Origin of the sequence: Duganella sp. SG902, assembly GCF_013376005.1 — a bacterium.
GTDB lineage: Bacteria > Pseudomonadota > Gammaproteobacteria > Burkholderiales > Burkholderiaceae_D > Rugamonas.
Genome location: NZ_JABMJK010000014.1, coordinates 1 through 24736, shown reverse-complemented (window position 1 = coordinate 24736; position 24736 = coordinate 1). Strand labels below are relative to the sequence as shown.

Here is a 24736-nt window from a genome sequence, read left to right as displayed (position 1 = left end):
CCAGTGCCGCCAGTGTAGCGGTGAAGCAACGTCAGAAGCGGTAGCCCACCCCGACGGCCAGCATCAGCGGGTCGATCTTCACGCGGCTGGCCTTGGCGCCGCCGATCAGCAGGTCGCTGCGGATCTGGACTTTCTTCACGTCGAAGTTGAGCGACCAGTGCTTGTCGATCGCCACGTCGGCGCCCGCCTGCAGCGCCAGGCCGACGCTGTCATGCTCGAGGCTGGCGGCGCCGTTCAGCAGCTTGTTGTCCGAGAAGGTGGTGTAGTTCACGCCCGCGCCCACGTAGGGACGGAACTGCGCGTCCGGCAGGAAGTGGTATTGCAGCAGCAGCGTCGGCGGCAGGTGCTTGACGGTGCCGACCTTGGCGCCATCCAGCGACACGTCGTGCTTTTGCGGATAGGTGAGCACCAGCTCGGCCGCGATGTTCTTGTTGAAGAAATAGGAGATGTCCACTTCCGGGATGGTCTTGTTGCTGACGCCGATGCGGTCCGACGCGCCGACGCCGGCCACCGGATCGGATTTGTCCGCCGGGTCCAGGTGCACGGCGCGGGCGCGCACCAGCCACGGGCTTTCCTGCGCCGAGGCGGCGCCGCTCATCAGGGTCAGGGTGGCCAGGATTGCTGCGATGGTCTTGCTCATTTCACTTCCTCTTTGTCGTCGTTAAGTAACAGGAAAAAGTGTATTGATGCGGCGCAGTAAAAACCTTGATCCAAGTCAAAACTTTTGAAAAGCGAAATAGTGGTAGTATGACCAGCGGTCGATTTTGGCAAACTACAAACAGGAGATCGCGCATGGCCAAGCTCAACGTCAATGGCGTCGTCAGGGAATATGAGGCGGAGGACGATACGCCGCTGCTGTGGGTGATCCGCGAGCAGCTCGGCCTCACCGGCACCAAGTATGGTTGCGGCATGGCCCAATGCGGCGCCTGCACCGTGCATATCGACGGCCAGCCGGTGCGCAGCTGCGTGTACCCGGCCGCGGCCGTGACCAACGCGCAGAAGATCACCACCATCGAGGGCCTGTCCGCCGACGGCTCGCACCCCATACAAAAAGCCTGGGCCGCGCTGGACGTGCCGCAGTGCGGCTTCTGCCAGTCCGGCATGATCATGGCCGCCGCCGCGCTGATCCGCGAGAAGCCCAAATGCACCGACGCCGACATCGACGCGGCCATGACCAACATCTGTCGATGCGGCACCTACAACCGCGTGCGCAAGGCCATCCACGTGGCGGTGCGCGGCGGCGATCCGGCGTCGGCCGGCCTGGCGATCGAACGCATCGAAGGGAGCAAGGCATGAACGCGCGCCGTGACTTCCTCAAGATGGCCGGCGGCCTGGTGGTCGCCTTCCACATTCCATTTGACGCGCTGGCGGCGGAGCAGCCGCCCATCGCCAAGGGCGCGTCCGGCGCCACGCCGGAGGTCAACGCCTGGGTGGTGGTCAAGCCCGACGACACGGTGGTGATCCGCATCGCCCGTTCCGAGATGGGGCAGGGCACGCTGACCGGCCTGGCGCAGCTGGTGGCGGAGGAACTCGACGCCGACTGGAGCAAGGTCACCACCGAATACCCATCGCCGGGCCAGAACCTGGCGCGCAAGCGCGCGTGGGGCTCGTTCTCCACCGGCGGCAGCCGCGGCGTGCGCGAGTCGCACGAGTATGTGCGCAAGGGCGGCGCCATCGCGCGCACCATGCTGGTCCAGGCGGCGGCCGACGCGTGGCAGGTGTCGGCCTCCGAATGCGCGGCGTCGGCTGGCGTCATCACGCACAAGCCGAGCGGCCGCACCGTCAGCTACGGCAAGGTGGCCGACGCCGCCGCCAAGCTGACGCCGCCCACCGAGGTGGCGCTGAAGGATCCCAAGGACTGGAAGCTGGCCGGCAAGCGCCTGGCGCGCCTGGACACGGTGGACAAGACCACCGGCGCGCAAGTCTACGGCATGGACATCAAGATGCCCGGCCTGCTCAACGCGGCCATCAAGGATTGCCCGGTGTTTGGCGGCACGGTGAAGAGCTTCGACGCGGCGGTGATTGAAAAGCGGCCCGGCATCAAGAAGGTGTTCAAGCTGGGCGACAGCGCCGTGGTGGTGGTGGCAGACTCCTGGTGGCGCGCCAAGTCCGCGCTGGATGCGCTGCCGATCGAGTGGGACAAGGGACCGAACGCCAAGCTGTCGCAGAAGGACGTCGCCGCCACGCTGAAGGCCGCGCTGGACGCGCCGGACGCGGTGGTCGGCAATGCGAACGGCGACGCCAGGGCGGCCATCAAGTCGGCCGCGCGCAAGATCGAGGCGGTGTATTCCTTCCCTTGGCAGAACCACGCCACCATGGAGACCATGAACGCCACCGCGATCTGGACGCCGGAGCGCTGCGAGGTCTGGACGCCGACGCAGAACGGCGAGGCGGCGCTGGCCGCCACCGCCGAAGCGGCGGGCCTGCCCGCGGCCAAGTGCGATGTCTACAAGATGCACCTGGGCGGCGGCTTTGGCCGTCGCGGCGCCACGCACGACTGGGTGACGCAGGTGGTGAAGATCGCGAAGGAGATGCCGGGCACGCCGATGAAGCTGATCTGGTCGCGCGAGGAGGACATGCTGCACGGCCGCTATCACCCGATCACCCAGTGCAAGCTGACGGCGGGGCTGGATGCCAAGGGCAACGTGACGGCGCTGCACATGCGCATCGCCGGCCAGTCGATCCTGGCGTCGCTGGGCTCCACGCTCAAGGATGGCAAGGACCCGGTGGTGTTCCAGGGGCTGAACGCGCCGGGGCCGGAAGCGTCCATCGGCTACAGCTTCCCCAACCTGCTGGTCGACCACGCGATGCGCAATCCGCCGGTGCCGGCGGGCTTCTGGCGCGGCGTGAACCTGAACCAGAACACGATCTACCTCGAATGCTTCATGGACGAACTGGCGCATGCGACCAAACAGGACCCGCTGGCCTTCCGCCGCAAGCTGATGGCCGACCATCCCAAGCACCTGGCGGTGCTGAACGCGGTGGCGGAGAAGGCCGGCTGGGGCAAGCCGGCGCCGAAGGGCGTGTATCGCGGCTTGGCCCAGACCATGGGCTTCGGCAGCTACGTGGCGGCATGCGCCGAGGTGTCGGTGGACCGCAAGACCGGCAAGGTGAAGATCCACCGCATCATCGCCGCCACCGATCCCGGTTATGCGGTGAACCCGCAGCAGATCGAGGCGCAGGTGGAGGGCTCGTTCGTGTATGGCCTGTCCGCCGCGCTGTATGGGGAGTGCACGCTCAAGGATGGGCAGATGGAGCAGCAGAACTTCGACACCTACCAGGTGCTGAAGCTGGAGGACATGCCGAAGGTGGAGTCCATCATCATGCCGTCCGGCGGCTTCTGGGGTGGCGTGGGCGAGCCGACGATCGCGGTGGCCGCGCCGGCGGTGCTGAACGCCATCTTCGCCGCCACCGGCAAGCGGGTGCGCGACCTGCCGTTGAAAAACACCAGCCTGGTGAAGAAGGCCTAGCCATGACGGCGCGCAGGCGCGGCGGCACTGCAAGGGCATTCGCCCTCGCCCTGCTGCTGCCCGCCGTCGCGCCCAGCGCCTCGCCGCCCACGCTCACGGCGGACGGCGACGCATCGCTTTTGCCCGGCGCGGCCGCGGGCGACCCGGCGCGCGGCCGCGCCATCGTGGCCAACCGCCAGCTCAGTCTCTGCCTGCTGTGCCACCCCGGCCCCATTCCTGAAGAACGCTTTCAAGGCAACCTGGCGCCGGACCTGCGCGGCGCCGGCCAGCGCTGGAGCGCCGGCCAGCTGCGCGAGCGCATCGTCGACGCCAGCCGCTTCAACCCCGCCACCATCATGCCCGCCTACTACAAGACCGAAGGCCTGACCCGCGTGGCCGCCAGCTACAAGGACCAGACCATCCTCAACGCCCAGCAAATCGAAGACGTGGTGGCGTGGCTGCAAACGCTGAAGGAGCCCGCGCCATGAAGCGCCGCGACCTGCTTGCCGCCGGCGCGCTGCTGGCGCTGGTCCGCCCGGCCTCCGCCACGCCGGCGGAAATGGCCGCCGCCATCAACAACTTCACCGGCGGCGCCAGGCCGCAAACCGGCAAAGTCAAATTCGACATCGCCCAACTGATCGACAACGGCAACGCCGTCCCCGTCACGATCTCCGTCGACAGCCCGGTGGAGCAGGTGCGCGCCATCGCCATCTTCACCGAGCGCAATCCGCAAACCGACGTGGCGGTGTTCACCCTCAGCCCGCGCAGCGGCAAGGCTGAAGTGTCCACCCGCATCCGCCTCGCCACCTCGCAGCGCCTGATGGCGGTGGCGCGCATGAGCGACGGCAGCTACTGGTCGCACGGCGTGGACGTCATCGTCGCGCTGGCCGCCTGCATAGAAGGCGAGGCCCCCTGATGGCACGCGCCCTGATCCACATGCCGGCCAGCGCGAAGCAAGGCGAGATCATCGAAATCCGCGCCCTGATCGGCCACCCGATGGAAACCGGCTACCGCGTCGGCACCGACGGCAAGCTGCTGGCGCGCGACATCATCCGCAGCTTCGCCTGCCGCTACAACGGCGAGCAGGTCTTCGGCGCGGAACTGCACCAGGCCATCGCCGCCAATCCCTACATCGCCTTCTTCACCGTGGCGACGGAAAGCGGCACGCTGGAATTCAAGTGGGAAGGCGACAACGGCTTCGCCCACACCGAAAAAATGACCCTCACGGTGGCGGCATGAGGCCCGCACCAGCCCTCGCTCTGACCCTAGCCATGGTGGCCGCGTTCGCGCTGGCGGCCGACGAACGCCGCTCCGGCGCGGACTTCATGAGCCCCGCCACCCAGGCCATGCAGCGCGACGACGCGCAAAACCCCGCCATGCTGTGGATCAGCGGCGGCGAGGCGCAATGGAACACGCCAGCCGGCGGCGCCGGCAAATCCTGCGCCAGCTGCCATGGCGACGCGCGCGACAGCATGCGCGGCGTGGCCGCCCGCTTCCCCGCCTTCCACGCGGACAGCGGCAAAACCATCAACCTGGGCCTGCGCATCAACATCTGCCGCGAACGCAAGCAGCAAGCCGCGCCCTGGCGTGCCGAAAGCGAAGACCTCCTGGGCATGGAAGCCTACGTCGCCATGCAATCGCGCGGCATGCCGGTGACGCCGCCGAGGGACGCCGGCACCCGCGCCAGCGCCGCGCGTGGCCAGCAGCTGTATAACCAGCGCATCGGCCAACTCAACCTCTCCTGCGCGCAGTGCCACGACCAGCAATGGGGCAAGCGCCTGGCCGGCAGCACCATCCCGCAGGCGCATGCCAGCGCCTACCCGATCTACCGGCTGGAATGGCAGGGCGTCGGCAGCCTGCAGCGCCGCCTGCGCAACTGCATGAGCGGCGTGCGCGCCGAAGTGCCGCCCTTCGGCGCGCAGGAACTCGTTGAACTGGAAGCCTGGCTCGCCGTCCGCGACCAGGGCATGAAGATGGAATCACCGGGAGTACGACCATGAAACTGACCGCCCTTGGCCTGCTGGCCGCCGCCAGCGTCGCCGCCGCCCAGCCACCCGCCATACCGCCGGGCGTGCGCCTGGCCGCCACCTGCGCCGCCTGCCACGGCACCGACGGCAAAACCCAGGGCGGCACGCTGCCCGCGCTGGCCGGCCAATCGCAGCAAGCCTTGTCGGCCAGCCTGCAGGCCTTCAAGACCGGCCAGCGCGAATCCACCATCATGAGCCAGATCGCCAAGGGCTACAGCGACGAACAGATCGCGCAGCTGGCGGCCTACTTCGCCGCCCAGAAGAAACCGGAGGCCGCCAAATGAAACGCCGCCAATTCCTCCATGCCGCCGGCGCCAGCGCGCTGCTGACCGGCTGCGGCACCATCACCGGCCAGGCCAGGCCGCAAGTCGTGGTCATCGGCGGCGGCTACGGCGGCGCCACCGCCGCCCGCTACGTGCGTCTGTGGAGTGGCGGCAGCATAGACGTCACCCTGATCGAACCGAACGCCAGCTTCATCTCCTGCCCGCTCTCCAACCTGGTGCTGGGCGGCTCGCGGCAGATCGGCGACCTGACCATGTCCATCAACGCGCTGGCCGACAGGCACGGCGTGCGCATCGTGCGCGACACCGTCACCGCCATCAACCCGGAGAAACGCACGCTGGCGCTGGCCGGTGGCCAGACCCTGAACTACGACCGCCTGATCGTCTCGCCCGGCGTCGACTTCATGTGGGACCAGCTGCCCGGCATGCTGAAGCCCGGTGCGCAGGACAACATCCTGCACGCATGGAAAGCCGGCGCCCAGACCGTGGCCCTGCGCGCGCAGCTGCAAGCCATGCCGGACGGCGGCACCTACGCCATGACCATCCCGCCGGCGCCGTACCGCTGCCCGCCCGGCCCCTACGAAAGGGCGTCGCAAGTGGCGTTCTACTTCAGCCGCCACAAGCCGAAATCCAAAGTCCTGATCCTGGACGCCAACGACGACGTGGTCTCCAAAGGCCCGCTGTTCAAGAAGATCTGGAAAGAGCGCTACGGCGGCATCATCGAATACCGCCCATCGTTCCGCACCGCCGACGTGGACGCCGGCGCGCGCACCGCCATTTCGGAACTGGGCGACAAGGTCCGGGCCGACGTCCTCAACGTCATCCCGCCGCAGCGCGCAGGGAGCATCGCCGTGCAGACCGGGCTGGCCAACGCCAACGCGCGCTGGTGCGCGGTGGACTTCCTCAGCTTCGAATCCACGCAGGCCGCCAACATCCACGTGCTGGGCGACGCCATCGCCGTGGCGCCGCTGATGCCCAAATCGGCACACATGGCCAACCAGCACGTCAAGGTGTGCGCCGCCGCCGTGGTCGACCTGCTGAGCGGCCGCGCGCCCTACGCGCAGCCCATGCTGACCAACACCTGCTACAGCTACGTGTCCGACCGCGACGTCATCCACGTCGCCTCCGTCCACGCCTACAACGCGGAAAAGAAAACCCTGCTGGTGGTCTCCGGCTCCGGCGGTGTGTCGTCCGCCGCCAGCGCGCTGGAAGGCGAGTACGCGATGAACTGGGCCCGCAACATCTGGGCCGACACGCTGGGCTAGCGGTAGCGAGCCAGGATCTGGGCGATGCTGCCATCCTTGATGAGCGCATCGATCGCCTTGCTGACCTCCTCGAACGGCACCTCGGACTGCTTGGAGAACGCGCACTGCGCCTTGTAGGCCGAGAACACCAGCTCCGCGCGCACCTTCAGGCCCGGGTGGATGCGCTGCTGGTACGCCAGCGTGGCCTCGCTGATGATCGTGTACGGCACCTTGCCGGCCACCATCTGCTCGATGTTGCGGTCCATATTGGCGGCGTCCACCCGCTGGAAGCGGTCGCCCAGCACCTGGTGCACGCGCGGGTAGCGGTAGCCGACCACCGTGCCGACCGGCTTGTCCTTCAAATCCTTGAGCGAGCGCAGGTGCGGCGCGTCGTGGCGGGCGGCGATCATCTCCGCGTCCGGCAGGAAGGGCGGAGTCCAGTTGTAATCGCCATCGATCCAGAACGGCATCACATAGCACATGCCGTCGGCGCGGCCGCCGCTGAGGAAGGGCGTGACGTCCGGCGTGTCCGCGTTCAGGTACACCACGCGGCGGTTCAGGCGCTGGGCCAGCGCGTCGCCCACGTCCTTGACGATGCCGCCGCTGATGGCGCCATTCTGGAAGCGCGCGAGCGGCATCGACTGGTCGATGGGCGCCAGCATCACCAGCTCCCCCGGCCCCGCCAGGGCGCGGGCGGCTGTGATCCAGAGGGCGAGGGGCAGGAGGCGTGAGGGACTGTGCATGCCCCAATTATAGCCGCCGTATGTTGGCGCACGCACAGGCAGGCGCACCCGCAACTGGCATCCTGCGCCCTGACACGTCCGCCGCGCACCGTAGAGCTTGCCTATAGGCAAACGGGCGCTGGCATTCTTGCAGAAACCTTAGACTGAGACGACCATCGGAATCTTGCGTCTTTCACCAGGAGCTCATCATGACACACACACTGGCAGCCGTATTTGAAACCCGCGCCGAGGCCAACCTCGCCAAGAACGAACTGGTACACAATGGCTACGATGCCGCAAGTATCCAGATCCACGACTCGGGCAGCGTGGCCGGCACCGCGCGCATCAACGACGACGCCTCCATCCTCGGCAACGTCAAGCAGCTGTTCAGCGAATTGATCGGCAAGGACCACGCCGACCGCCATGTCTACGCCGAGGCGCTGAACCGCGGCCACACCGTGCTGGCCGTGCACACCCACTCGCTGGAGGCGGCCGAACGCGCGGCCGACATCATCGAGGACTTCAACCCGATCGACATCGACGACCACGAGACCATGTGGCGCGCCAGCGGCTGGGGCGCGGAGGCGCTGCAGGGCGGCCTGCGCGCGCAGCAGACCAGCCTGGGCGCCCAGCAGGCCGCGCCCGAGCAGCACGGCATCCGCCCGCGCGAGGACGCGGTGGTGTTCGCGCGCGCCGAGCAGGTGGCCACGCCGGGCTCGCAGCAGCGCGGCGACCTGTCGCTGGTGGCGCCGGCGGCGGCCGAGGCCGTGGCCGACATCCAGAGCACCGTCCAGCGCAGCGGCATGCGCATCTACCCGCGCAACGAGCCGAATCAGGACACCCTCAACATCCTGCGCGGCACCGACGACGACGCGGATGACGAATACTTCCGCTCGCACTGGGAGAAGACCCTGTCCTACACCGGCGGCACCTACCGGGAATACGACCCGGCCTACCGCTACGGCCAGTCCATGGCCGGCAACCCCGGCTACAAGGACAAGCCGTTTGGCGAAGTGGAGTCCGAACTGCGCGTGACGTGGGAGCGCCGCCACCCGCAATCGGCCTGGGACAAGTTCAAGGAAGCCGTGAAGCATGGGTGGGAGCGCATCACGCGCTGATTGCGCAAGCTCAAGAACCACCTGAATCATCGTGACATCATCGGGGACTTGCGCGGCCTGTTTGCGGGTCGCGCGCTCCCCGAGGGATGCCCACGATGGAAAAACTGCTGCCGTACTATGAACGCGAGTTAAGCATGCTGCGGCGCGCCGGCGCCGAGTTTGCGGGACGCTATCCCAAGCTCGCCGGCAGCTTGCAAATTAGAGGCGACAGCTGCGCCGATCCCCACGTGGAGCGGCTGATCCAGGCCTCCGCCTTCCTCAACGCGCGCGTGGCCAAGCTGCTGGACGACGGCTACGCCAACTTCACCGAAGCGCTGCTCGGCATGCTGTACCCGCACTATCTGCGGCCCATGCCTTCGTGCTCGATCATCCGCATCGACTACAGCGGTGCACACAACAACCAGATCAGCACCGTCAAGGTGCTGCCGCGGGGCGCCGCCTTGAAGGCGATGGGGCAAGGGGCGGTGGCGTGCCGCTTTCGCACCGTCTACGATGCCGTGGTGGCGCCGGTGGTCATCAGCTCCGCCGGCCTTGAACCGTATCCGCAGACGCCGCCCACGCTCGCGCTGCCGCAAGACGCTGGCGTCGCGATCCGCATCGGCATCGCCAGCAAGGCGGCGCGTGGCTTGGCTGGCACTGGCCTAGCCACGCTGCGCGTCTACATCGACGGTGAGGCCTCGCTGCGCGCCACCTTGCGTGATGCGTTGTTCATGCACACAGCTTGCGCCTGCGTGGAAGCGAACGGCCATTGGCGCATGCTGGAGCGCGTGCCGCTGTCGCCGGCAGGTCTCTCCGCCGATGAAGCGCTGCTGCCAGCCGCCCCCTCCGAACATGCAGCCTACCGTCTGCTGAGCGAATACTTCGCCTTCCCCGAGAAGTTCGACTTCTTCGACATCGATCTGGCCGCGCTGACGGCAGGCCTGCCGGAACACTGCACCCAACTGACCTTGCGCCTGCTGCTGCGCGACGTGCGCCCGGACATGCCGATGGCACGCGTACTGCGCACATTGGACGCGGACAACCTGCTGCTGGGCTGCACGCCTATCATCAACCTGTTTTCTCAATCGGCCACACCCATCCGCGTGACTCATGAGCGTAGCGGCTACCCGCTCATGATCGATGAAATGCCAGGAAACGCCTGCGACATCTACAGCATCGACCGCGTGCGGATGGTGAACAAGACAGAGGATGGCGGCTCGGTCACGGAATTCTTCCCCTACTATTCCCTGCGCCACGGCGATGCGGAGAGCCGCAAAGGCCACTACTGGCTGGCGCACCGCGAAGACCTGATGAGCGCTGGCCATGAGCATACGCTCACGCTGGTCGACTGCGACTTCTCGCCGCTACACGGCGACGGCGGCATCGCCTCCGTACAGCTGACCTGCACCAACCGCGACCTGCCCCATGGCCTGCAATATGGCCGCGCCATTGGAGACCTGAGCACCGAAAGCCCGCTCGGCAGCTTCCCCATCCGCATGCTGCAGCGGCCAACCCTGTCGCACCGGCTGTGCGGCGAAGGGCCTCGCCAGTGGAGCCTGATCGCGCAGCTGGCGCTGAACCACCGATCGCTGACGCAAGAAGGTTTGCCGGCGCTGGCCGCCATGCTGCGCCTGTACGCGCGGGACGGCAGCATGGTCTCGCAGCGGCAGATTGATGGCGTGATGGCGCTGTCCCACCGCCCAGCGACGGCTTGGGTACGGCAGGCGCAAGGGAACGCCTACCTGCGCGGCATCGAAGTGCAGGTGTCGCTGGACGAGCAAGCATATGCCGGCACCGGCATCCACGCGTTTGCGCAAATCCTCGATCACTTGTTCGCGCTGCATGTTCATCTGAACAGCTTTACGCGGCTGGTGGTCGTGTCCCACATGAGCGGAAAGGAGTTGCTGCGATGCCCACCTCGCAACGGCGCGCTGACGCTGGCGTGATCGGCCAATTGCTGGCCGCGCCGCAGCGTTTCGAATTCTTCCAGGCGGTGCGGCTGCTGGAGCAGTGGCGTCCCGGCGGTGTGCGCTTCCGCAACCGGCTGGCGATGAGCTTCCCGCCGAACCAGATCGAAAACATCGGCGCCGACGATCACGGCGTGCGCCTTACTCCAGCCTTCATTGGTCTGTTGGGCAGCCAGGGAGTGCTGCCGCTGCACTACTCGGACCGCATCGCGAGACATGAGCGTGAACATAACGACGGCGCACCGCGCGCCTTCCTTGATCTGATGTCGCATCGGCCAGTACAGATGTTCTATCAGGCTTGGGCCCGGCACCGGCCGGAATGTGCGGATGAAGATTATCTGGCCGTGCTGAACGCGCTGGCCGGCACGCATGCCGGCAATGCAATCATCGACCGTGAAACGCTGGCTTACTACGCCATGCAAATCCGTGCCCGTACCAGCTCCGCGCCGCTGATGGCTGGCATGTACACCGAGTACTTCGGCGTGCCGGTGAGGGTGGAACAACTGGTGGGTGATTGGAGCGAACTGCCGGTATCGGATCAGGCGCAATTGGGTTGTACGAATGTGGCCCTGGACGCAGGCGTCATGCTGGGCAGCCGCACATATCGCTGCGATGGGCGTGCGCGTTTGCGTATCGGCCCGCTGGAGCGGGATCAGTACCAGCGCTTCCTGCCCGGCCATGCCGGCGCGCGTCAGCTTTGCGCCATGCTGGAACTGCACTGCGGCGTGGGCATGACATGGGAAGTGCACCTCATCCAACGCGCGCAAGACATATGCGGCGCACGCCTCGACGCCAGCGCCAGATTGGGCGTGAACGCAAGACTGCTGGACGGGCCGGGAACACAGGATCACGAAGAGTTGATGTATCTGCTGCACAGCTAAGGAGCGACCGTGGAAAGCGACAACGATTTTTTCGGCTTCATGGGATCGATCAAGGAACTGATCACCGACAACCGCCCCTTGCGGCTGCGCCTCGACCTGCCGGGTGGCTTCAATGACGACATGCTGCTGCCGCAGCGCGTGTTCGGATCGGAGACCATCTGCGGCGGCATCGAATACCGGGTGCTTTGCGTGTCGGTCAGCGCGCAGCTGCCGTTGAAAAAACTGATCGCCGTGCCGGCCGTGCTGGAATTCGTCACCGACCGTGGCGACTTGCGCGGCGTGTGCGGCATCGTCACCGAAGCCAGCTCCGGCGACAGCGATGGCGGCCTGGCGAGCTACCAGCTGGTGCTGCGCGACGCGTTGGCGATACTGGAAAAGCGCACCAACACCCGCGTGTTCCGCAACATGGACGAAGTGGAAATCGTTCAGCGCATCCTCAACGAATGGCGGCACAAAAGCCCGGTGCTGGGCTCCTGCTTCAGGCACGAGCTGGATGAGGCATTCGAACTGCGCACCTACCCCAAGCGCGAATTCACCATGCAGCACAACGAATCGGATGCGGCCTTCATCCGGAGACTGCTCAAGCGGCGTGGGATCGGCTGGTACATCCGCACCGGCGACATGATGCATACCCTGGTGCTGTTCAATAACGCCGACAGCCTGCGCCAGAATGCTGCCGGCACCATCCGCTACCACCGCGATAGCGCCACCGAAGAACGCGACACGATTACTTCCTGGAGCGCCGTGCGCAGCCTGCAACCGGGCATGGTGACCCGTCAAAGCTGGGACTACAAGAATCCGCAAGGCCGCGATTTCATGATGGCCAACACCACCAGCGGCATCGACCAAGGCGTCAGCGGCAACGAACTCGCGGCCACGCTGGACGATTATCAAATCCTGCCACCCCACGCCGGCGACGATAACGAGGACCTGTGCCGCCTCGGCCAACTGCGCATGAGCCGGCACGACTACGAATCCAAATGCTTCCACGGCGAAGGCAGCGTGCGCGATCTGTGTGCCGGGGAGTACTTCACGCTGAGCGAGCACCCGGAAGTGGACGAGCATTCTCCCGAGGATCGCGACTTCGTGGTCACCGCCTTGCAAGTGACGGCGCAGAACAACCTGCCGAAAGCCCTGGCCACGCGCGTGGAACGCCTGTTCTCCCGCAGCCGATGGATGGCCGGCGCGCAGGAACTGCTGATGCAGAGGGACGTGATCGACAAAGTGGCAAGCGGCCCGCTGCGCACGCACGTCCAGTTCACCGCCGTACGGCGCGGCGTGACCATCGTCCCCGCGTACGATGCACGCGCCGACCTGACGCAAGCCCAGATGCAAAGCGCCGTCGTGGTCGGCCCGGAAGGCGAGGAAGTGCACTGCGACCAACTGGGCCGGGTAAAAATCCGCTTCCCCGGCACCCGCATGGCCGACCACGAACAAGCCGCCGGCAGCGGCGCCTCCGACACCGAAACCGATTCCGCCTGGGTACGCGTCGCCTCCAACTGGGCGGGCAACGGCCCTGGCCCGTTCCAGCAATGCGGCACCATCGGCCTGCCGCGCATCGGCACCGAGGTGTTGGTCGCCTTCCTTGGCGGCGATCCCGATAAGCCGGTGATTGTCGGCCAGCTCTACAACCAGGACGCCCAGCCGGCTGCGCTGAGCAGCGCCGGCGCACTGCCCGGTAGCCGCTACCTCTCCGGCATCAAGAGTCGCGAAATCAACGGTGGCCGCGCGAACCAGCTGCGGCTGGATGACACCGAGGGCCAGATCAGCGCGCAACTGGCCAGTGAGCACGGCGCGAGCCAGCTGAATCTAGGGTGGCTGTCGACGCTCCGGGCGGAGGGGCAAGGAACGCAGCGTGGAAGTGGGGCGGAACTGCGTAGCGACATGAGCGTGTCGGTGCGTGGTCAGCAAGGCGTGCTGATAACGGCCGAGCCCGAAGAGGTGGAAAAAGGCGCGCACCTCGGACGCCCCGAGCTCATCCGTATCGCCGAGGGCTTGCAGAAACTCGTATCCCAACTTAGCGAACAAGCGGAGCAGCATGCCGGCGACAAAGCATCCAGCAAAGATTTTTCGGATCTGATCGACAAGTTGAAAGACCTTGAGGCTAATGGGGCCGCCGTAGTCGCCCTTAGCGCACCTGCCGGGCTAATGTGTACCAGCGCCAGGAATATCGCAATCGGCGCAGCAACCACGATGGACATCGTCAGTGCCGCGGCCACTTCAATCGCCTCTGGCGATAGCGCCGCATTCCGCTCGGTACAGGCCATGAGTTTATTCGCCAATGAAGGCGGCATAAAGGTGACGGCAGCCAGTGGGAAAGTCGATCTGCAAGCTCAGGATGACCAACTGCAGGTGCTGGCAAAAAAGGTAGTGGAGATCATCAGCAACACCGATTGGATCACGATCAAAGCGAAGAAAGGTGTACGTATCAATGGTGGCGGCACCGAGCTGGAACTGAGCGCCGGTGGCATTAAAGGCTACACCTCTGGCAAACATGAGATGCACGCGTCCAGCCATCAAACGTTCCCAGGTCAGAGCCGTAGCGTCTCCTTCCCCGGCGACAAAATCCCACACAAGATATGCGTTCCGTGCTTGTTGATTGCAGCTGATGCGCACAGCCCGTTTGCGAAATCTGGAGCTTGATGATGACATCCCCGTACATTCTCATCGATACCACGTTGATCGGCTACCCGGAAAACAAGCCTTGGATAAAGAAACGTCGCAAACCAAGCTGGGTCGCTGCCATCTATGAGCGTGACGCGGTGACGGTTAGCCCCATCCTGGTTGATGTGGAACGAGCATGGCAATGTAATCGTATCGATACGGTGATGGGGCTAGTGAACAGCGGGTTTCCACAGTTGGGAATTTCCTTTATCGAGACGGAGCTGACGTTGATGGAGTTGCAGGCGCACTTCCGACGATTCGTGTACATCCTGACAGAGGACGGCGTCGAGCTGACGCTGAGGTTTGCTGACTGCGCCGTACTTTCCGCACTTTCGGTTCACCTGACAACAGAACAGTGGGCTTCCCTCGTGGCGCCGCTCAAAAGCTGGAAGATTCACGGGCGTGATGGAAAACTAAAGCCACTCACCATCCCTGAGCCGCAGTCGAATTTAAGTTTTCCTTTGTCGTTAAGCGATATCCAAATTACCGCCCTCAGAGACGCCTTCGGCGCGGATCAATTACTGGCCAACCTGCGCAAAATGCGACCGACTGGCGCTCCAGATTACTCGACATTGGAAGCATATCAATGTGCTGAGCAAGCGCGTCAGATATGGCTTTCCTCCGGCCATGAGGAAAATACAGAGCTCCTGCTGTTCGCCCGCGATGTGTTTGACACCGAAGGGCGGCTCCTGCAGCACACAGGCTTGAAAGCGGTACTTCAACAAACCGACCCCGTCGCGCGCCGCAAGGATTTGCAGCGTCTGACCAATCAGCTAAACGGAGTGAGGAAATGAAACGGTACGTCGTGCGATTGCTGGTGGCCGTCGCTGCCGGCGCAGCTGTTTGGCTGGGCTATACCCAACTTCCTTGGGGGAACAGGGACGATGAACTTGGCGCGGCGGGCATCGTGGGAGTTCAGCATCTTGGGAAAGACTACCCCGTTTCGGAATTTTATATAAACAATTACGCCGGTGGCAAAGTTGGAAGGGAAGGAGGAGGCGGGGGAATAGTTTGCTGCGTAATGATTCCACTGCAATGGCGACCCGGCCTCACTGTGGATGTTCGATGGAGAGTCGAAGATTGGTCACATGAGAATCGCACCGAGATAAAAGCTGGGGACTATCGGAGCGTTTCGGTAAAAGGGTTTTACATAGCGAAAGTGCCAGTAGAAAAGTATGACGACCCAGGCGACGTATACGTCCATTTTTTTCCTAGAGGTCGGGTTCGTGTGGTCTCCACAATGCATTCAGTTCTTAGTAGGTATCACCCCGTACCCTACGGGCCTACGGATGGAGGGGCAATGGCGACAGCCGGTTGGCCTGTAAAGGAATTGTTCACTGAGGCCGAGTTACGGGCGCGGGAAAGGGGAAATCCATGGAAGTGAAGGATACAAGCTGGAAGTTTCGGGCGACTCGCGTTGCCCCGACGAACAACCTTAAATCTTCAAAGCCTACACCGTATGCCCATGCCTCTGATTGCGAAATGACGATACAGATAGGAATTTTTTTCGATGGCACTGGCAATCATTTAGACATAAATAGCAAGGCACTAGACAGTTCAAATGTAGCGAGACTTTATCAGACATATCCTCACATTCCCCGGAACGGCATGTATGCAATTTATATCCCCGGCTTGGGAACGCCATTTCCCTTGATTGGAGAAGAGGGTAAGACTAGGTTTGGCAGTGCGTTTGGTCGGGGAGGTGACTCACGCATCATTTTTGCGCTATTGAAAGTTTATAACGCGATTCACTACAGCCTTTTCAATACTGAACTATTTGGAGTCCAACTCACTAGAGCCTTGTGCACTGCAAGCCCTACATCCATTGAAGATAAGATGATCAAGAGGCGAGGACTGTATGGTAATTTGGTGGACAATGACGAGGAAGGAATCCGGCGCAAAAAATTTTTGGCAGTGTGCGCGAAGAGTATTCAGGATAGGGCGAAGGTCAGTCAGACCCCTACAATTTGTGAGTGCATTATTGACGTATTTGGATTTTCTCGTGGTGCGACCGAGGCACGCGTGTTCTCCCACTGGCTGAATGAGTTGTTAACCAATTCCAAACTGGCAGAAATTCCTTTGCGGTTTCGTTTTCTTGGATTAATGGATACCGTTGCATCAGTGGGGATATGGGAAGGTGTAAAGAACTACCAAACTGGTAACACGGGAGGGCACGCAAATTGGGCCACACCTGATAGGTTGCGAATCCTGCCGTGCGTGGAGAATTGCGTTCATCTGGTAGCAATGCATGAGTTGCGTAAAAATTTTCCGCTGGACACAGTGTCGGTTAATTGCGAACTCCCTCCCAACTGTATTGAGTTTGCATATCCTGGCTCACATAGCGATGTAGGCGGAGGATATTTTCCTGGAGAGCTAGGAGTATCACCAAGCGATTCACTGAAGCTCTCGCAGATTCCTCTAAACCATATGTATGATTGTGCTGTCGCTGCAAAGGTTCCATTATCCAAAGATCTTCTATTAGATGTGGACAAAGACATTTTTATAGTCCAAAGAGACCTGCAAGAGGCCTTTGATCAATTTCTTAATATCTCCACTGAAGCACCAAGATCAATGGGAGATTGGGCGCTTCCGTACCTTGCGTGGCGTTGGCAGATACGGCAGGTTTATCATGCAAAAGGCCAGGCCACGAAAGCAAGCGGCGAGGAGCGTCGTTATCTACTGGAAGCGAACCAGCACTTTTGTTGGTCCGCTGATCAGATGCAGACTTATACAGCGTGGAAAAAGAGAGTGGACGTCCAAAGGCCCGGGCGTGCTTATGATCGTGACGGCACAGAGACTAATATGCCTGTCCTGGAGCCAGAGGCTCCAGAGCTGCGAAATCGCGTTGCCACGCAATCGGCAATCGATCCTGCCTTGGCGGCATTCTTTGATAACTTTGTCCACGATTCCGTGGCTGGGTTCCGCAAGCAAATTGTGGAACAAACCGGACATTGGCGTTACCGTCGCGTGTTTCATGGAACGGCAACACCGTACATCGGATAGAAAGGATGATGTCGATGAAGAACAGAAAAGGGAAGGGAATAATTCGGCTCGGTGATAAAACCACCCACGGCGGCACAGTGATCTCAGCCCAGGCAACCTTTAACGTGCTCGGTAAGGCGGTTGCTGTGGAAGGCGATGCTACGATATGCCCTAAATGCAAAGGGACTTTCCCCATCCTGGCAGCAGGTAGCGAGCGTCACCACCATGGACAAGCTGTCGCTTACGATGGCGATAAGACGGCCTGTGGTGCTAAGCTTCTATCTTCGATATAGTCAGCTTAAGTTCAAAGACAACTGGCTGATTTGGTAAATCATCTGAGCGGCAAGAGAAGGAACTAGATGGTGACAAAGAAGACGGAACACCCCCTAAACTCCCTACTGTCGGAGCTGCGCACGCTAACAGACCGCATCTCCGCTGCGGAAGCAGGCGACGATCCCCGCGCCATCAAGAAAATCCGTGTCGGTCTCGAGCAAGTGACCTCCCAGCTAAAAAACGCAACCACCAAGCTGGATCCCATACTTCGCCCCGAGTCCATCTTCGACCCCACCGATCCCAACACATCCGGCCGCGTCGTGGCGCTGACCTTGGTAGCGCAAACCAAGCGCCCGTTGGCGAAAATTCCGGAGTTCTACGGCGCCGGCGTCTACGCCATCTACTATCGTGGTGACTTCGCGCCCTACGCGGCGCTGAAGGGCCGCGACCATCCGATCTACGTCGGCAAGGCCGATCCGGACAACCCGGCGGCCAAGGACGCCGTAAGCCAAGGCACCAAGCTGTCCGCGCGCCTCAACGAGCATGCGCGCAGCATACGCAAGGCCGTCACCACACTGGACATCAACGACTTCGAATGCCGCTTCCTGATCGTCCAGACCGGCTTTCAGAAATCCGCCGAGGACTACCTGATCAACTTCTTCAAGCCGATCTGGAATTCGGAAACCAAGATATGTTTCGGCCTGGGCAAGCATGGCGACAGTTCGGAAACCCGCGTCAACAAGCGCTCGCCATGGGACACCATGCACCCCGGCCGCGAATGGGCCGACGCAACGGCGGAAAATCAGAAATCGCGGGACACGATCATCGAGCAAATCAACGCCCACCTGGAAGCACACCGGCCTTACGCCGACATCCACGAAATCTTCGCGCGCTTCACCGAAGACATGCACCAGTTGGACCTGGATCGCTTCTACACGCCGGCACACGGCGTGGTCGAGCTGGAGGCGGTCGACGCCACTCCCGCGCCCAACCCTACTCCCTAAGCAAGTCGCACACGCTCTTGGCGATCACCGACGCCAGCCGCACCGGCACCGCGTTGCCAAGCTGGCGCATGATCTCCGACCAGGTTCCCTCGAACAGGAACGTGTCCGGGAAGGTTTGAATACGTGCCGATTCGCGGATCGTGAAATAGCGAACGGACCCATCCACACGCCGCAGCATGTTCTCGCCGCCAGGCACGCCGTGGTCGCCGGCCTTCAAGGCCTTGGCCGGCTCGTCCAGGGGACTGCCGGTGTGGCCGGGATAAGTGCGCGCGCCAGGCTGGAAGCGATGCGCCTGGACCTTGCCCGGGAAGCGCTCCGGATCCGGCAGATCGGAAATGGCATCGCGAACGGTGCGCCACGCGAGTAAATTGCCGCCGTAATCCATGTCGATCAGGGCGCTGATCTTCTTCTCGATGCCGGCCGGCTTGGCAGGCCTGTGACGGGCCGCCACCTTATGCCGGTCCCAATACTCGTTCGAGCCCCATTGCGAGAGCAACAGCGCGTCGGCGCTGTGCGTCTCAGCCGGCGCCTCCCACACCTTGCCCTCGTCCGCGCGGAAGCCGACAAAGAACACGCGCATGCGCTTCTGCGGCACGCCGTAGTTCGCCGCGTTCACCAGCTTGAAGGTGACGTTGTACTCGCTGACGGTGCTCGGCTTTTGCTTCCACTTCCGCAAGCGCGCGAGGTGATCGCCCCATTGCTCCTTCGACTTGGCGACCAGCGACGGGAACTCCAGCTGCAACAGAATATAGTCGAAGTAATCCGCGAAGGCGGCCCGCGTCAAACCCTGCACGTTCTCGAAGACGAAGGCGCGCGGACGCGCCTCGCGCACGGCGCGTATCGCCTGCGGGAACATGTCGCGCTCGTCCAGGAAACCGCCATGCTTGCCGCCCATGGAGAAGGGCTGGCAGGGCGGCCCGCCGGTGATCAGGTCCACACCCTCAAACGCGTCGTACTTGAAATGCTTGACGTCACCCTCCGTCACATCCGGCCAATGGCTGATCGGATCGACCAGGTTCAGCTTATTGTGCCGGATGGTGTTGCACGCGTGCGAGTTCCACTCGACCACGGCGCGGTGACGCACGTCGTTGCCCGAAAACCCCAGCGCCAGCCCGCCCGCGCCCGCGAACAGCTCGATGGATTCCAGGCTGCGTGTAGCCGTCACGAGAGGGGCTTCGTGCAGCGCGGCGGTGAGAGGGGGCTTGTACATGGTGTTTAACGCTCGGACGGAATAAATGCGGCTCCAGCCAGACTAGGCGCTGACTGGGCTTGCGGCAGTATAAAGCAATGCCTTACGCTAACCAACTCAGGCGCCAGCTCAATCAGCAAATGCCATGATTTTACTGTGTTTTTATACAGTTCTCAATGAAATCTGTTTGTCCGTTGTCAAAATGCTCTTGAATAATTTGTGCTAGCTCCGATCCTAGGGACATCCGACCGATAGGAGGAAGCGCACATGGTTGACTCCCTGGACCCAGCGGCGCGCAGCGCCGTGATGTCACGCGTGAAAGGGAAGGACACCCGTCCCGAAATGATCGTACGAAAGATGGTGTTCGCTGCGGGCTACCGTTACCGTCTGCATGTGCGCACTCTGCCGGGATCTCCGGATCTGGTTTTCCCGTCACGCAAGAAGGTCATCTTTGTGCATGGCTGTTTCTGGCACCGACATGAAAATTGTAGCTTAGCGCGCATGCCCAAGTCCCGCGTCGAATTCTGGAGCGAAAAGCTCAACGGCAATAGGGCGCGGGATGAGCGGGCCTTCAAGGCGTTGGCTGAAGCGGGCTGGCAGGTACTTGTGGTTTGGGAGTGCGAGCTTCGTGAGCGGGAAAAGCTGGAAGAAAAGCTGCGGTCATTCCTTGGCCCGGCCTCGCGAAGATGATTTCAAGTTAAATCACCAGCTTTAGGATGACATTCATCGGGCTACTACCGCTGTGGCTCTGATAACGAACCTTTCCGTGATAAACGAACGGAGCGCCTTTGCCATTTTCCAACTTCGATTCACGCACGAATAAATGGATCGCCACGCCATTTTGTTCGTGCTCGATAATGTCTCGCCCCCTCCTACTGTCTGGCGAAGTGGAGTTCTGGCTTTGCCAGTGAAAAGTCTCATCGTCAATCCAATGATCTAAGAATCGATGATCCTTAGCCTTGCCCTGCTTGTTGATCGTTACTAGCAGCACGATCGCCTTTTTATTTGGCAGCGAAATATGTCCAGCGTTCCAGTTGCCGATACTGTAGGTTTCGTCAAACAGCGGCGCGATGTCCTCGCGCATGAATGCTTCACCTAGCGCCAAGTCGAGTGGGCTGATGATGGCCTTTAACCGTGCCAGCGTATGCATTTGCTCGTTCGCCAACATGTCCGCGTAGTCTGGATTGCTGGCTCGAAGAATATACCCGCCGTCGTTCGCCTTCACCACGTTGCGAAGCAAATACTGAGAGCCGTCGCCGGCCTCGTCTTGCCGCTCTATGACCATGAGCGAGCCAGTGATTGATCCGGCGCTCGTCGGAGTAATGTGCTCAAGCAGAAGGTAGTCCCCATCGCGGACTGGATGTTTTCCACCATCCATGGAGTTCCCTGATGCTCGTGCGATGAAGTGACGCTGAGCATTGAGGTTGCTATAGTTGGCACCTAAGGTCCGATACTCTTCAAAGTCCGTTGTGCCAGTTTTGAAATGCCCACACGCGATCTTGAGATTGGGGAAATAGGGAAGCTCCGTACCGGAACTGGCTTTTTTAGTTTGGCTAAACGGTATAACGTTATCAGGTAAGTCGCTGCTCGCGCGTCGGATCTCATAGGCGGCTAACCTGAAGTCGACGAGTTCCTGAACCATTCGTTCAAGCTTCTCCGCATGCGCGGCGGTTAAGTTAAAGCATGGCTGGAATACCCCGTCTTTGACTTGGAAGAAGATATTCTTACCTGCGGCTTTATTGTTGCCGACCCAAGCATTGATTGGGTTATCCAACCAGTAGCGATGCCAAGCTGAATTCGTGCCGCTATCTAATTCGCGTTGTGCCGTCGGCAAATCGCCAAGAAGCGCGCGTCGACGTTGCAGCACTTGCCATGAACGATCAGCAAGCGCGGCAGTGGTTGGTGGCGTTTCCCATCCGGAAAGCTCTTGGAAAGCTTCAAGCAAAACCATCTTGAAACTCTTCGTCATCGCGGTGGTTTCCACCTCGCGCAAAAAGGCTCGGTATCTCTCCGCGATCTCTTGATCGTCGGAGTCGAGATCGCCCATTTCGTTCACCAGCGAATACCAATCACCGTAGTCATTGCGCATCGCTTGCATACTGGCGCCGGATCGGTAGAACTCCGCAAGCGCAGGCCTTCTACCCAGGCTGTCGCGTAATGCGGCGTATTCGTTTTTGATGCCGTCGCTGTCCAGCGATTTGAGGAAGTCGATCAACTGCAAGTCGTAATTGACAAAGCAGCCCTCCGGTAGCGCCAGCTTGTTGCCTTCCGCCTTGCGAGCGAAGTCGGCCAGATTTTTGTAGCTTGGGTCTATTCCAAAGAGTGCCTGAGGCTTGTGCAAGAAACTCTTGTGATTACCGATGAAGTCCAGCACTACCAGATGCTGTTTACCATCGCTCCTTCGCAACCCCCGACCCAGCTGCTGCAAGAAGAGAATCTTAGATTCGGTCGGGCGCAACATCATTACCGTATCGATGGCGGGCAGGTCCACGCCCTCGTTGAATAAATCGACCGAGAAGATAATTTCAAGACGACCATTGCGCAAACGCTCCAGTGCGTCAGCGCGACTGAGTTTGGAACCTGCATAGACTGCGGCACAGGTGATCCCCTCCTTCTCGAACTGGGATGCCATAAATTCAGCGTGCGCGATCGAAACGCAAAACGCTAGCGTGCGCTGCTGCTTTAAACGACGCCACTCATTTAGCGCATGCTTTGCGCGGGCTAGTGTCGCTAATTTATTCGACAGCTGTGTAGGATCGAATCGCCCACTGCGCCACGGAATTTCGGTGTAGTCCACGGAGCTATCGAAGATGCCGTAGTAGTGAAAAGGCACGAGTAGCTTGGACTGAATGCCATCGAACAGCGCGCGAGTGAAGACGAGATTATCGTCACAGAGCGACAAGATATCGGACTGGTCTGATCGGTCTGGTGTCGCCGTCAACCCGAGTAGGAATCGCGGTGTAAAGTGGGCCAGAAGACGTCGATACGTGGTCGCCGCCGCGTGATGGAACTCATCAACCACGATGTAATCGAAATGACCTGGCGAGAAGCGCTCTAAATGAACCTCTTGACCTAGCGTCTGAATAGACGCGCACAGGATATCGACTTCGACATCCCGCGTTTTTCCGGCATAGAAGCCCACATGGGCCTTGGGGCGGATTCTCACGAAGGTATCGGCCGCCTGGTTCAAAATCTCTTCGCGGTGCGCGACGAACAGCACTCTTCGAGCGCCCATCTGCAGGGAATCGAAGGCCGCAAGCCAAGTCTTTCCGAGACCAGTAGCCAATACCACTAGGCCGCGACGAAAGCCCTCGTCGCGCGTCTCGGACAAAGCGGCCAGTGCGGCAGTTTGTACTGTGGTCGGTACAGGCGGTGGATCTTGCTCCAGACTGCCCGGCGCGACAGCTCGCGGCAGCGGAACGCGACGTGCCTCGTATTGATCTATCCATGCATCGGACAAGGGAACGCAGCGAGGATCGATAAAAAGTTCCTCAAACCGGGAGCGTGCTTCAAGATATCCGTCATCGCCGGGATAATCGATCTTGTAATTCCACTCCAAGCCATGCTGCAACGCTTGTTTGCTGATATTGCTGGAGCCAATGAATGCCGTGCCGATGTGAGCGCTCCCGTCATGGCGCTTGGTGAATAGGTATGCCTTCAGGTGAAAACTACTACCAGCCGATTCGTAGACTTTAACCTGCGCCCCCTTTTCCTGAAGCAGCATCAGCAGTCGCAACGCTTCGGGATCGGTGACATCCAAATAGTCACTAGTGAGAACTCGAACCCGAGCTGGTTTTCGCTTTGATTCTGTTGCGGCTTCCAACGCACTTTGCAGGTCAGGCATAAGGAGACGCAGCCCAGTAGTCTTGACAAAGGCAACCGCGAGATCAACCTCCGAGGCTTGATTGATCGCGCTGCTTAGGTGAGGCAGAAAAGGATCGTCTCCACCCGTGATGAGATTCGTCTTCGTGATGTGAGCACGAACAGCGAGGGCATTCAGCCATTGTTCGGAGCGGCCGGGCCTTTGGTCGTTTGAGATCCAAGACTCAATACTGGAGACGTCGGACATCTCCGCGAACCAAGCGCGCAGCTGCTCATCGGACACGTCGGTGAAATGACGGCCGTCATGCTCACGTTCGCCAGTGCCGAGCTTAAAGCTGAGGTAGAAAGCGCCGCCTGGGCGAAGTGCGTTCCATAAGGATCGCAACGCGCGCGGCAAATGTTCAGTCGGAACATGCAGCAAACTGGCACAAGCCCAAATGCCATCGTAGCAAGCTTGCTCGTCGACGTCGAAAAAACTCCGCACCTGAATCTCGATACCCGTGTGCTCCTGAGCCAGGCGAGCGAGCTCCGAAGAAGCGTCAAACGCGGTCACTCGATATCCGCGATCTAGAAAAGCTTTCGCATCCCGCCCAGATCCACAACCCGCATCAAGCACGCTACCGCCTGCGCTGACCGCTGATAAAAAACGATCATGCAGGGCAGACATATTAACGTTGACCGTGCTTTCAAAAAAGCTCGATGCGTTTTGGTTGTAATAGTTAAGGGTCAAAGCTGTAGAAGTCAGTTGATTGGTCGAGATGCACTGTAGCACTTCGCCAACCTTAGTTTTGGGAAGGCCCGATCGCTGTCAATTATTGTTGCTTACGTAATTTCGCTATGTCAACATTTAAATTGTTTAGTTAATAAACGAAGAGGATTTGGCTGGTGCCTTGAATACCCTGAGTGAAGAGGATCGCGTCTGGGTGCTTGGCTGGGTTACGGAGATGTGCGCCAAACTGGCCGCTAGGACGGACGGCAAGCGCTAAGAGGGCGCATGCCATCCAGCTTTCCGGACTCTGGGACATTCCGACTTTGAGTATGACCTGATCGGAACTTTGTAGCCATGCGGCTGGTTAGTCTTCATGATATTTTTACACATGGAGGCTAGATGAAGAAACGATTTACCGACGAGCA

22 protein-coding genes are annotated in these 24736 nt (G+C 61.2%); 18 read left to right on the top strand and 4 right to left on the bottom strand.

The window, feature by feature from the left end:
• Window positions 1–31: 31 nt before the first annotated feature.
• Window positions 32–640, bottom strand: coding sequence for an OmpW family protein (locus FHW83_RS24150; RefSeq protein ID WP_176648913.1), 609 nt, complete (start codon window positions 638–640; stop codon window positions 32–34).
• A gap of 152 nt (window positions 641–792) precedes the next feature.
• Here FHW83_RS24150 and FHW83_RS24145 point away from each other — a divergent pair, with 152 nt between their 5' ends.
• The 8 genes from FHW83_RS24145 to FHW83_RS24110 are packed head-to-tail and all read left to right on the top strand — an operon-like array spanning window position 793 to window position 7022.
• Window positions 793–1296: a (2Fe-2S)-binding protein gene (locus FHW83_RS24145; RefSeq protein ID WP_176648912.1), complete on the top strand. Its 504-nt coding sequence runs from the start codon at window positions 793–795 to the stop codon at window positions 1294–1296.
• Complete coding sequence (locus FHW83_RS24140; protein ID WP_176648911.1) at window positions 1293–3470, top strand: molybdopterin cofactor-binding domain-containing protein; 2178 nt, start codon at window positions 1293–1295, stop codon at window positions 3468–3470. Before FHW83_RS24145 ends, FHW83_RS24140 begins: the two co-directional genes overlap by 4 nt.
• A gap of 2 nt (window positions 3471–3472) precedes the next feature.
• Window positions 3473–3937, top strand: coding sequence for a sulfur oxidation c-type cytochrome SoxX (gene soxX, locus FHW83_RS24135; RefSeq protein WP_176648910.1), 465 nt, complete (start codon window positions 3473–3475; stop codon window positions 3935–3937).
• Window positions 3934–4365, top strand: a complete 432-nt coding sequence (locus tag FHW83_RS24130; protein WP_176648909.1) for a SoxY-related AACIE arm protein — start codon at window positions 3934–3936, stop codon at window positions 4363–4365. The genes soxX and FHW83_RS24130 overlap by 4 nt, the downstream gene beginning before the upstream one ends.
• Window positions 4365–4688, top strand: coding sequence for a thiosulfate oxidation carrier complex protein SoxZ (gene soxZ / locus FHW83_RS24125; protein WP_176648908.1), 324 nt, complete (start codon window positions 4365–4367; stop codon window positions 4686–4688). The genes FHW83_RS24130 and soxZ overlap by 1 nt, the downstream gene beginning before the upstream one ends.
• Window positions 4685–5449, top strand: coding sequence for a sulfur oxidation c-type cytochrome SoxA (soxA, locus tag FHW83_RS24120; RefSeq protein WP_176648907.1), 765 nt, complete (start codon window positions 4685–4687; stop codon window positions 5447–5449). The genes soxZ and soxA overlap by 4 nt, the downstream gene beginning before the upstream one ends.
• A complete protein-coding gene (locus tag FHW83_RS24115; RefSeq protein WP_176648906.1) occupies window positions 5446–5760 on the top strand; it encodes a c-type cytochrome in 315 nt (104 codons plus the stop codon). The genes soxA and FHW83_RS24115 overlap by 4 nt, the downstream gene beginning before the upstream one ends.
• On the top strand, window positions 5757–7022 hold the full coding sequence (locus FHW83_RS24110; RefSeq protein ID WP_176648905.1) for an NAD(P)/FAD-dependent oxidoreductase: 1266 nt from the start codon (window positions 5757–5759) through the stop codon (window positions 7020–7022). The genes FHW83_RS24115 and FHW83_RS24110 overlap by 4 nt, the downstream gene beginning before the upstream one ends.
• On the opposite strand, the gene FHW83_RS24105 is transcribed toward FHW83_RS24110, so the two are convergent.
• Window positions 7019–7663 (bottom strand): ABC transporter substrate-binding protein, encoded by a 645-nt coding sequence (locus tag FHW83_RS24105; protein WP_229224338.1) that lies wholly within the window; start codon window positions 7661–7663, stop codon window positions 7019–7021. The two genes, FHW83_RS24110 and FHW83_RS24105, sit on opposite strands and share 4 nt — an antisense overlap.
• Before the next feature lie 269 nt (window positions 7664–7932).
• Here FHW83_RS24105 and FHW83_RS24100 point away from each other — a divergent pair, with 269 nt between their 5' ends.
• The 9 genes from FHW83_RS24100 (at window position 7933) to FHW83_RS24060 (ending at window position 18591) form a co-directional block, all read left to right on the top strand.
• Window positions 7933–8841 carry a hypothetical protein gene (locus tag FHW83_RS24100; RefSeq protein WP_176648903.1) on the top strand — a complete coding sequence of 303 codons (909 nt, stop codon included), beginning with the start codon at window positions 7933–7935 and terminating at the stop codon, window positions 8839–8841.
• A 95-nt stretch (window positions 8842–8936) separates the two neighbouring features.
• Entirely contained in the window at window positions 8937–10766 is a 1830-nt protein-coding gene (tssF, locus tag FHW83_RS24095) for a type VI secretion system baseplate subunit TssF (protein ID WP_176648902.1), read from the top strand.
• A complete protein-coding gene (gene tssG / locus FHW83_RS24090; protein ID WP_176648901.1) occupies window positions 10730–11668 on the top strand; it encodes a type VI secretion system baseplate subunit TssG in 939 nt (312 codons plus the stop codon). The genes tssF and tssG overlap by 37 nt, the downstream gene beginning before the upstream one ends.
• A 9-nt stretch (window positions 11669–11677) precedes the next feature.
• Complete coding sequence (locus FHW83_RS24085) at window positions 11678–14311, top strand: type VI secretion system Vgr family protein (RefSeq protein WP_373997261.1); 2634 nt, start codon at window positions 11678–11680, stop codon at window positions 14309–14311.
• Entirely contained in the window at window positions 14311–15126 is an 816-nt protein-coding gene (locus tag FHW83_RS24080; RefSeq protein ID WP_176648900.1) for a DUF4123 domain-containing protein, read from the top strand. The genes FHW83_RS24085 and FHW83_RS24080 overlap by 1 nt, the downstream gene beginning before the upstream one ends.
• A complete protein-coding gene (locus tag FHW83_RS31395; RefSeq protein WP_176648899.1) occupies window positions 15123–15716 on the top strand; it encodes a DUF3304 domain-containing protein in 594 nt (197 codons plus the stop codon). Before FHW83_RS24080 ends, FHW83_RS31395 begins: the two co-directional genes overlap by 4 nt.
• On the top strand, window positions 15707–17335 hold the full coding sequence (locus tag FHW83_RS24070) for a DUF2235 domain-containing protein (RefSeq protein ID WP_176648898.1): 1629 nt from the start codon (window positions 15707–15709) through the stop codon (window positions 17333–17335). Before FHW83_RS31395 ends, FHW83_RS24070 begins: the two co-directional genes overlap by 10 nt.
• 5 nt (window positions 17336–17340) lie before the next feature.
• Window positions 17341–17607 (top strand): PAAR domain-containing protein, encoded by a 267-nt coding sequence (locus tag FHW83_RS24065; protein ID WP_308936768.1) that lies wholly within the window; start codon window positions 17341–17343, stop codon window positions 17605–17607.
• A gap of 201 nt (window positions 17608–17808) precedes the next feature.
• Complete coding sequence (locus FHW83_RS24060) at window positions 17809–18591, top strand: Eco29kI family restriction endonuclease (protein WP_176648897.1); 783 nt, start codon at window positions 17809–17811, stop codon at window positions 18589–18591.
• On the opposite strand, the gene FHW83_RS24055 is transcribed toward FHW83_RS24060, so the two are convergent.
• Window positions 18581–19801: a DNA cytosine methyltransferase gene (locus FHW83_RS24055; RefSeq protein ID WP_229224336.1), complete on the bottom strand. Its 1221-nt coding sequence runs from the start codon at window positions 19799–19801 to the stop codon at window positions 18581–18583. The two genes, FHW83_RS24060 and FHW83_RS24055, sit on opposite strands and share 11 nt — an antisense overlap.
• 246 nt (window positions 19802–20047) lie before the next feature.
• Between FHW83_RS24055 and FHW83_RS24050 the strand changes: the two genes are divergently transcribed.
• Complete coding sequence (locus tag FHW83_RS24050; RefSeq protein WP_176648896.1) at window positions 20048–20470, top strand: very short patch repair endonuclease; 423 nt, start codon at window positions 20048–20050, stop codon at window positions 20468–20470.
• A 7-nt stretch (window positions 20471–20477) separates the two neighbouring features.
• Here the strand turns inward: FHW83_RS24050 and FHW83_RS24045 are convergent, their stop codons facing one another.
• The gene (locus FHW83_RS24045; protein ID WP_373997260.1) at window positions 20478–24374 is read right to left on the bottom strand and encodes a DUF3427 domain-containing protein; all 3897 of its coding nucleotides are present in this window, start codon (window positions 24372–24374) and stop codon (window positions 20478–20480) included.
• Between the last annotated feature and the right edge of the window lie 362 nt (window positions 24375–24736).

Excerpts from the sequence above, each read along its gene's own strand:
- FHW83_RS24050 (WP_176648896.1), top strand. The coding sequence starts at position 20,048 with ATGGTTGACTCCCTGGACCCAGCGGCGCGCAGCGCCGTGATGTCACGC.
- soxZ (WP_176648908.1), top strand. The coding sequence starts at position 4,365 with ATGGCACGCGCCCTGATCCACATGCCGGCCAGCGCGAAGCAAGGCGAG.
- FHW83_RS24140 (WP_176648911.1), top strand. The coding sequence starts at position 1,293 with ATGAACGCGCGCCGTGACTTCCTCAAGATGGCCGGCGGCCTGGTGGTC.
- FHW83_RS24115 (WP_176648906.1), top strand. The coding sequence starts at position 5,446 with ATGAAACTGACCGCCCTTGGCCTGCTGGCCGCCGCCAGCGTCGCCGCC.
- tssF (WP_176648902.1), top strand. The coding sequence starts at position 8,937 with ATGGAAAAACTGCTGCCGTACTATGAACGCGAGTTAAGCATGCTGCGG.
- FHW83_RS24100 (WP_176648903.1), top strand. The coding sequence starts at position 7,933 with ATGACACACACACTGGCAGCCGTATTTGAAACCCGCGCCGAGGCCAAC.
- tssG (WP_176648901.1), top strand. The coding sequence starts at position 10,730 with ATGCCCACCTCGCAACGGCGCGCTGACGCTGGCGTGATCGGCCAATTG.
- FHW83_RS24065 (WP_308936768.1), top strand. The coding sequence starts at position 17,341 with ATGATGTCGATGAAGAACAGAAAAGGGAAGGGAATAATTCGGCTCGGT.
- FHW83_RS24150 (WP_176648913.1), bottom strand. The coding sequence starts at position 640 with ATGAGCAAGACCATCGCAGCAATCCTGGCCACCCTGACCCTGATGAGC.
- FHW83_RS24105 (WP_229224338.1), bottom strand. The coding sequence starts at position 7,663 with ATGCTGGCGCCCATCGACCAGTCGATGCCGCTCGCGCGCTTCCAGAAT.
- FHW83_RS24110 (WP_176648905.1), top strand. The coding sequence starts at position 5,757 with ATGAAACGCCGCCAATTCCTCCATGCCGCCGGCGCCAGCGCGCTGCTG.
- FHW83_RS24080 (WP_176648900.1), top strand. The coding sequence starts at position 14,311 with ATGATGACATCCCCGTACATTCTCATCGATACCACGTTGATCGGCTAC.
- FHW83_RS24130 (WP_176648909.1), top strand. The coding sequence starts at position 3,934 with ATGAAGCGCCGCGACCTGCTTGCCGCCGGCGCGCTGCTGGCGCTGGTC.
- FHW83_RS31395 (WP_176648899.1), top strand. The coding sequence starts at position 15,123 with ATGAAACGGTACGTCGTGCGATTGCTGGTGGCCGTCGCTGCCGGCGCA.
- soxX (WP_176648910.1), top strand. The coding sequence starts at position 3,473 with ATGACGGCGCGCAGGCGCGGCGGCACTGCAAGGGCATTCGCCCTCGCC.
- soxA (WP_176648907.1), top strand. The coding sequence starts at position 4,685 with ATGAGGCCCGCACCAGCCCTCGCTCTGACCCTAGCCATGGTGGCCGCG.
- FHW83_RS24145 (WP_176648912.1), top strand. The coding sequence starts at position 793 with ATGGCCAAGCTCAACGTCAATGGCGTCGTCAGGGAATATGAGGCGGAG.
- FHW83_RS24055 (WP_229224336.1), bottom strand. The coding sequence starts at position 19,801 with ATGTACAAGCCCCCTCTCACCGCCGCGCTGCACGAAGCCCCTCTCGTG.
- FHW83_RS24070 (WP_176648898.1), top strand. The coding sequence starts at position 15,707 with ATGGAAGTGAAGGATACAAGCTGGAAGTTTCGGGCGACTCGCGTTGCC.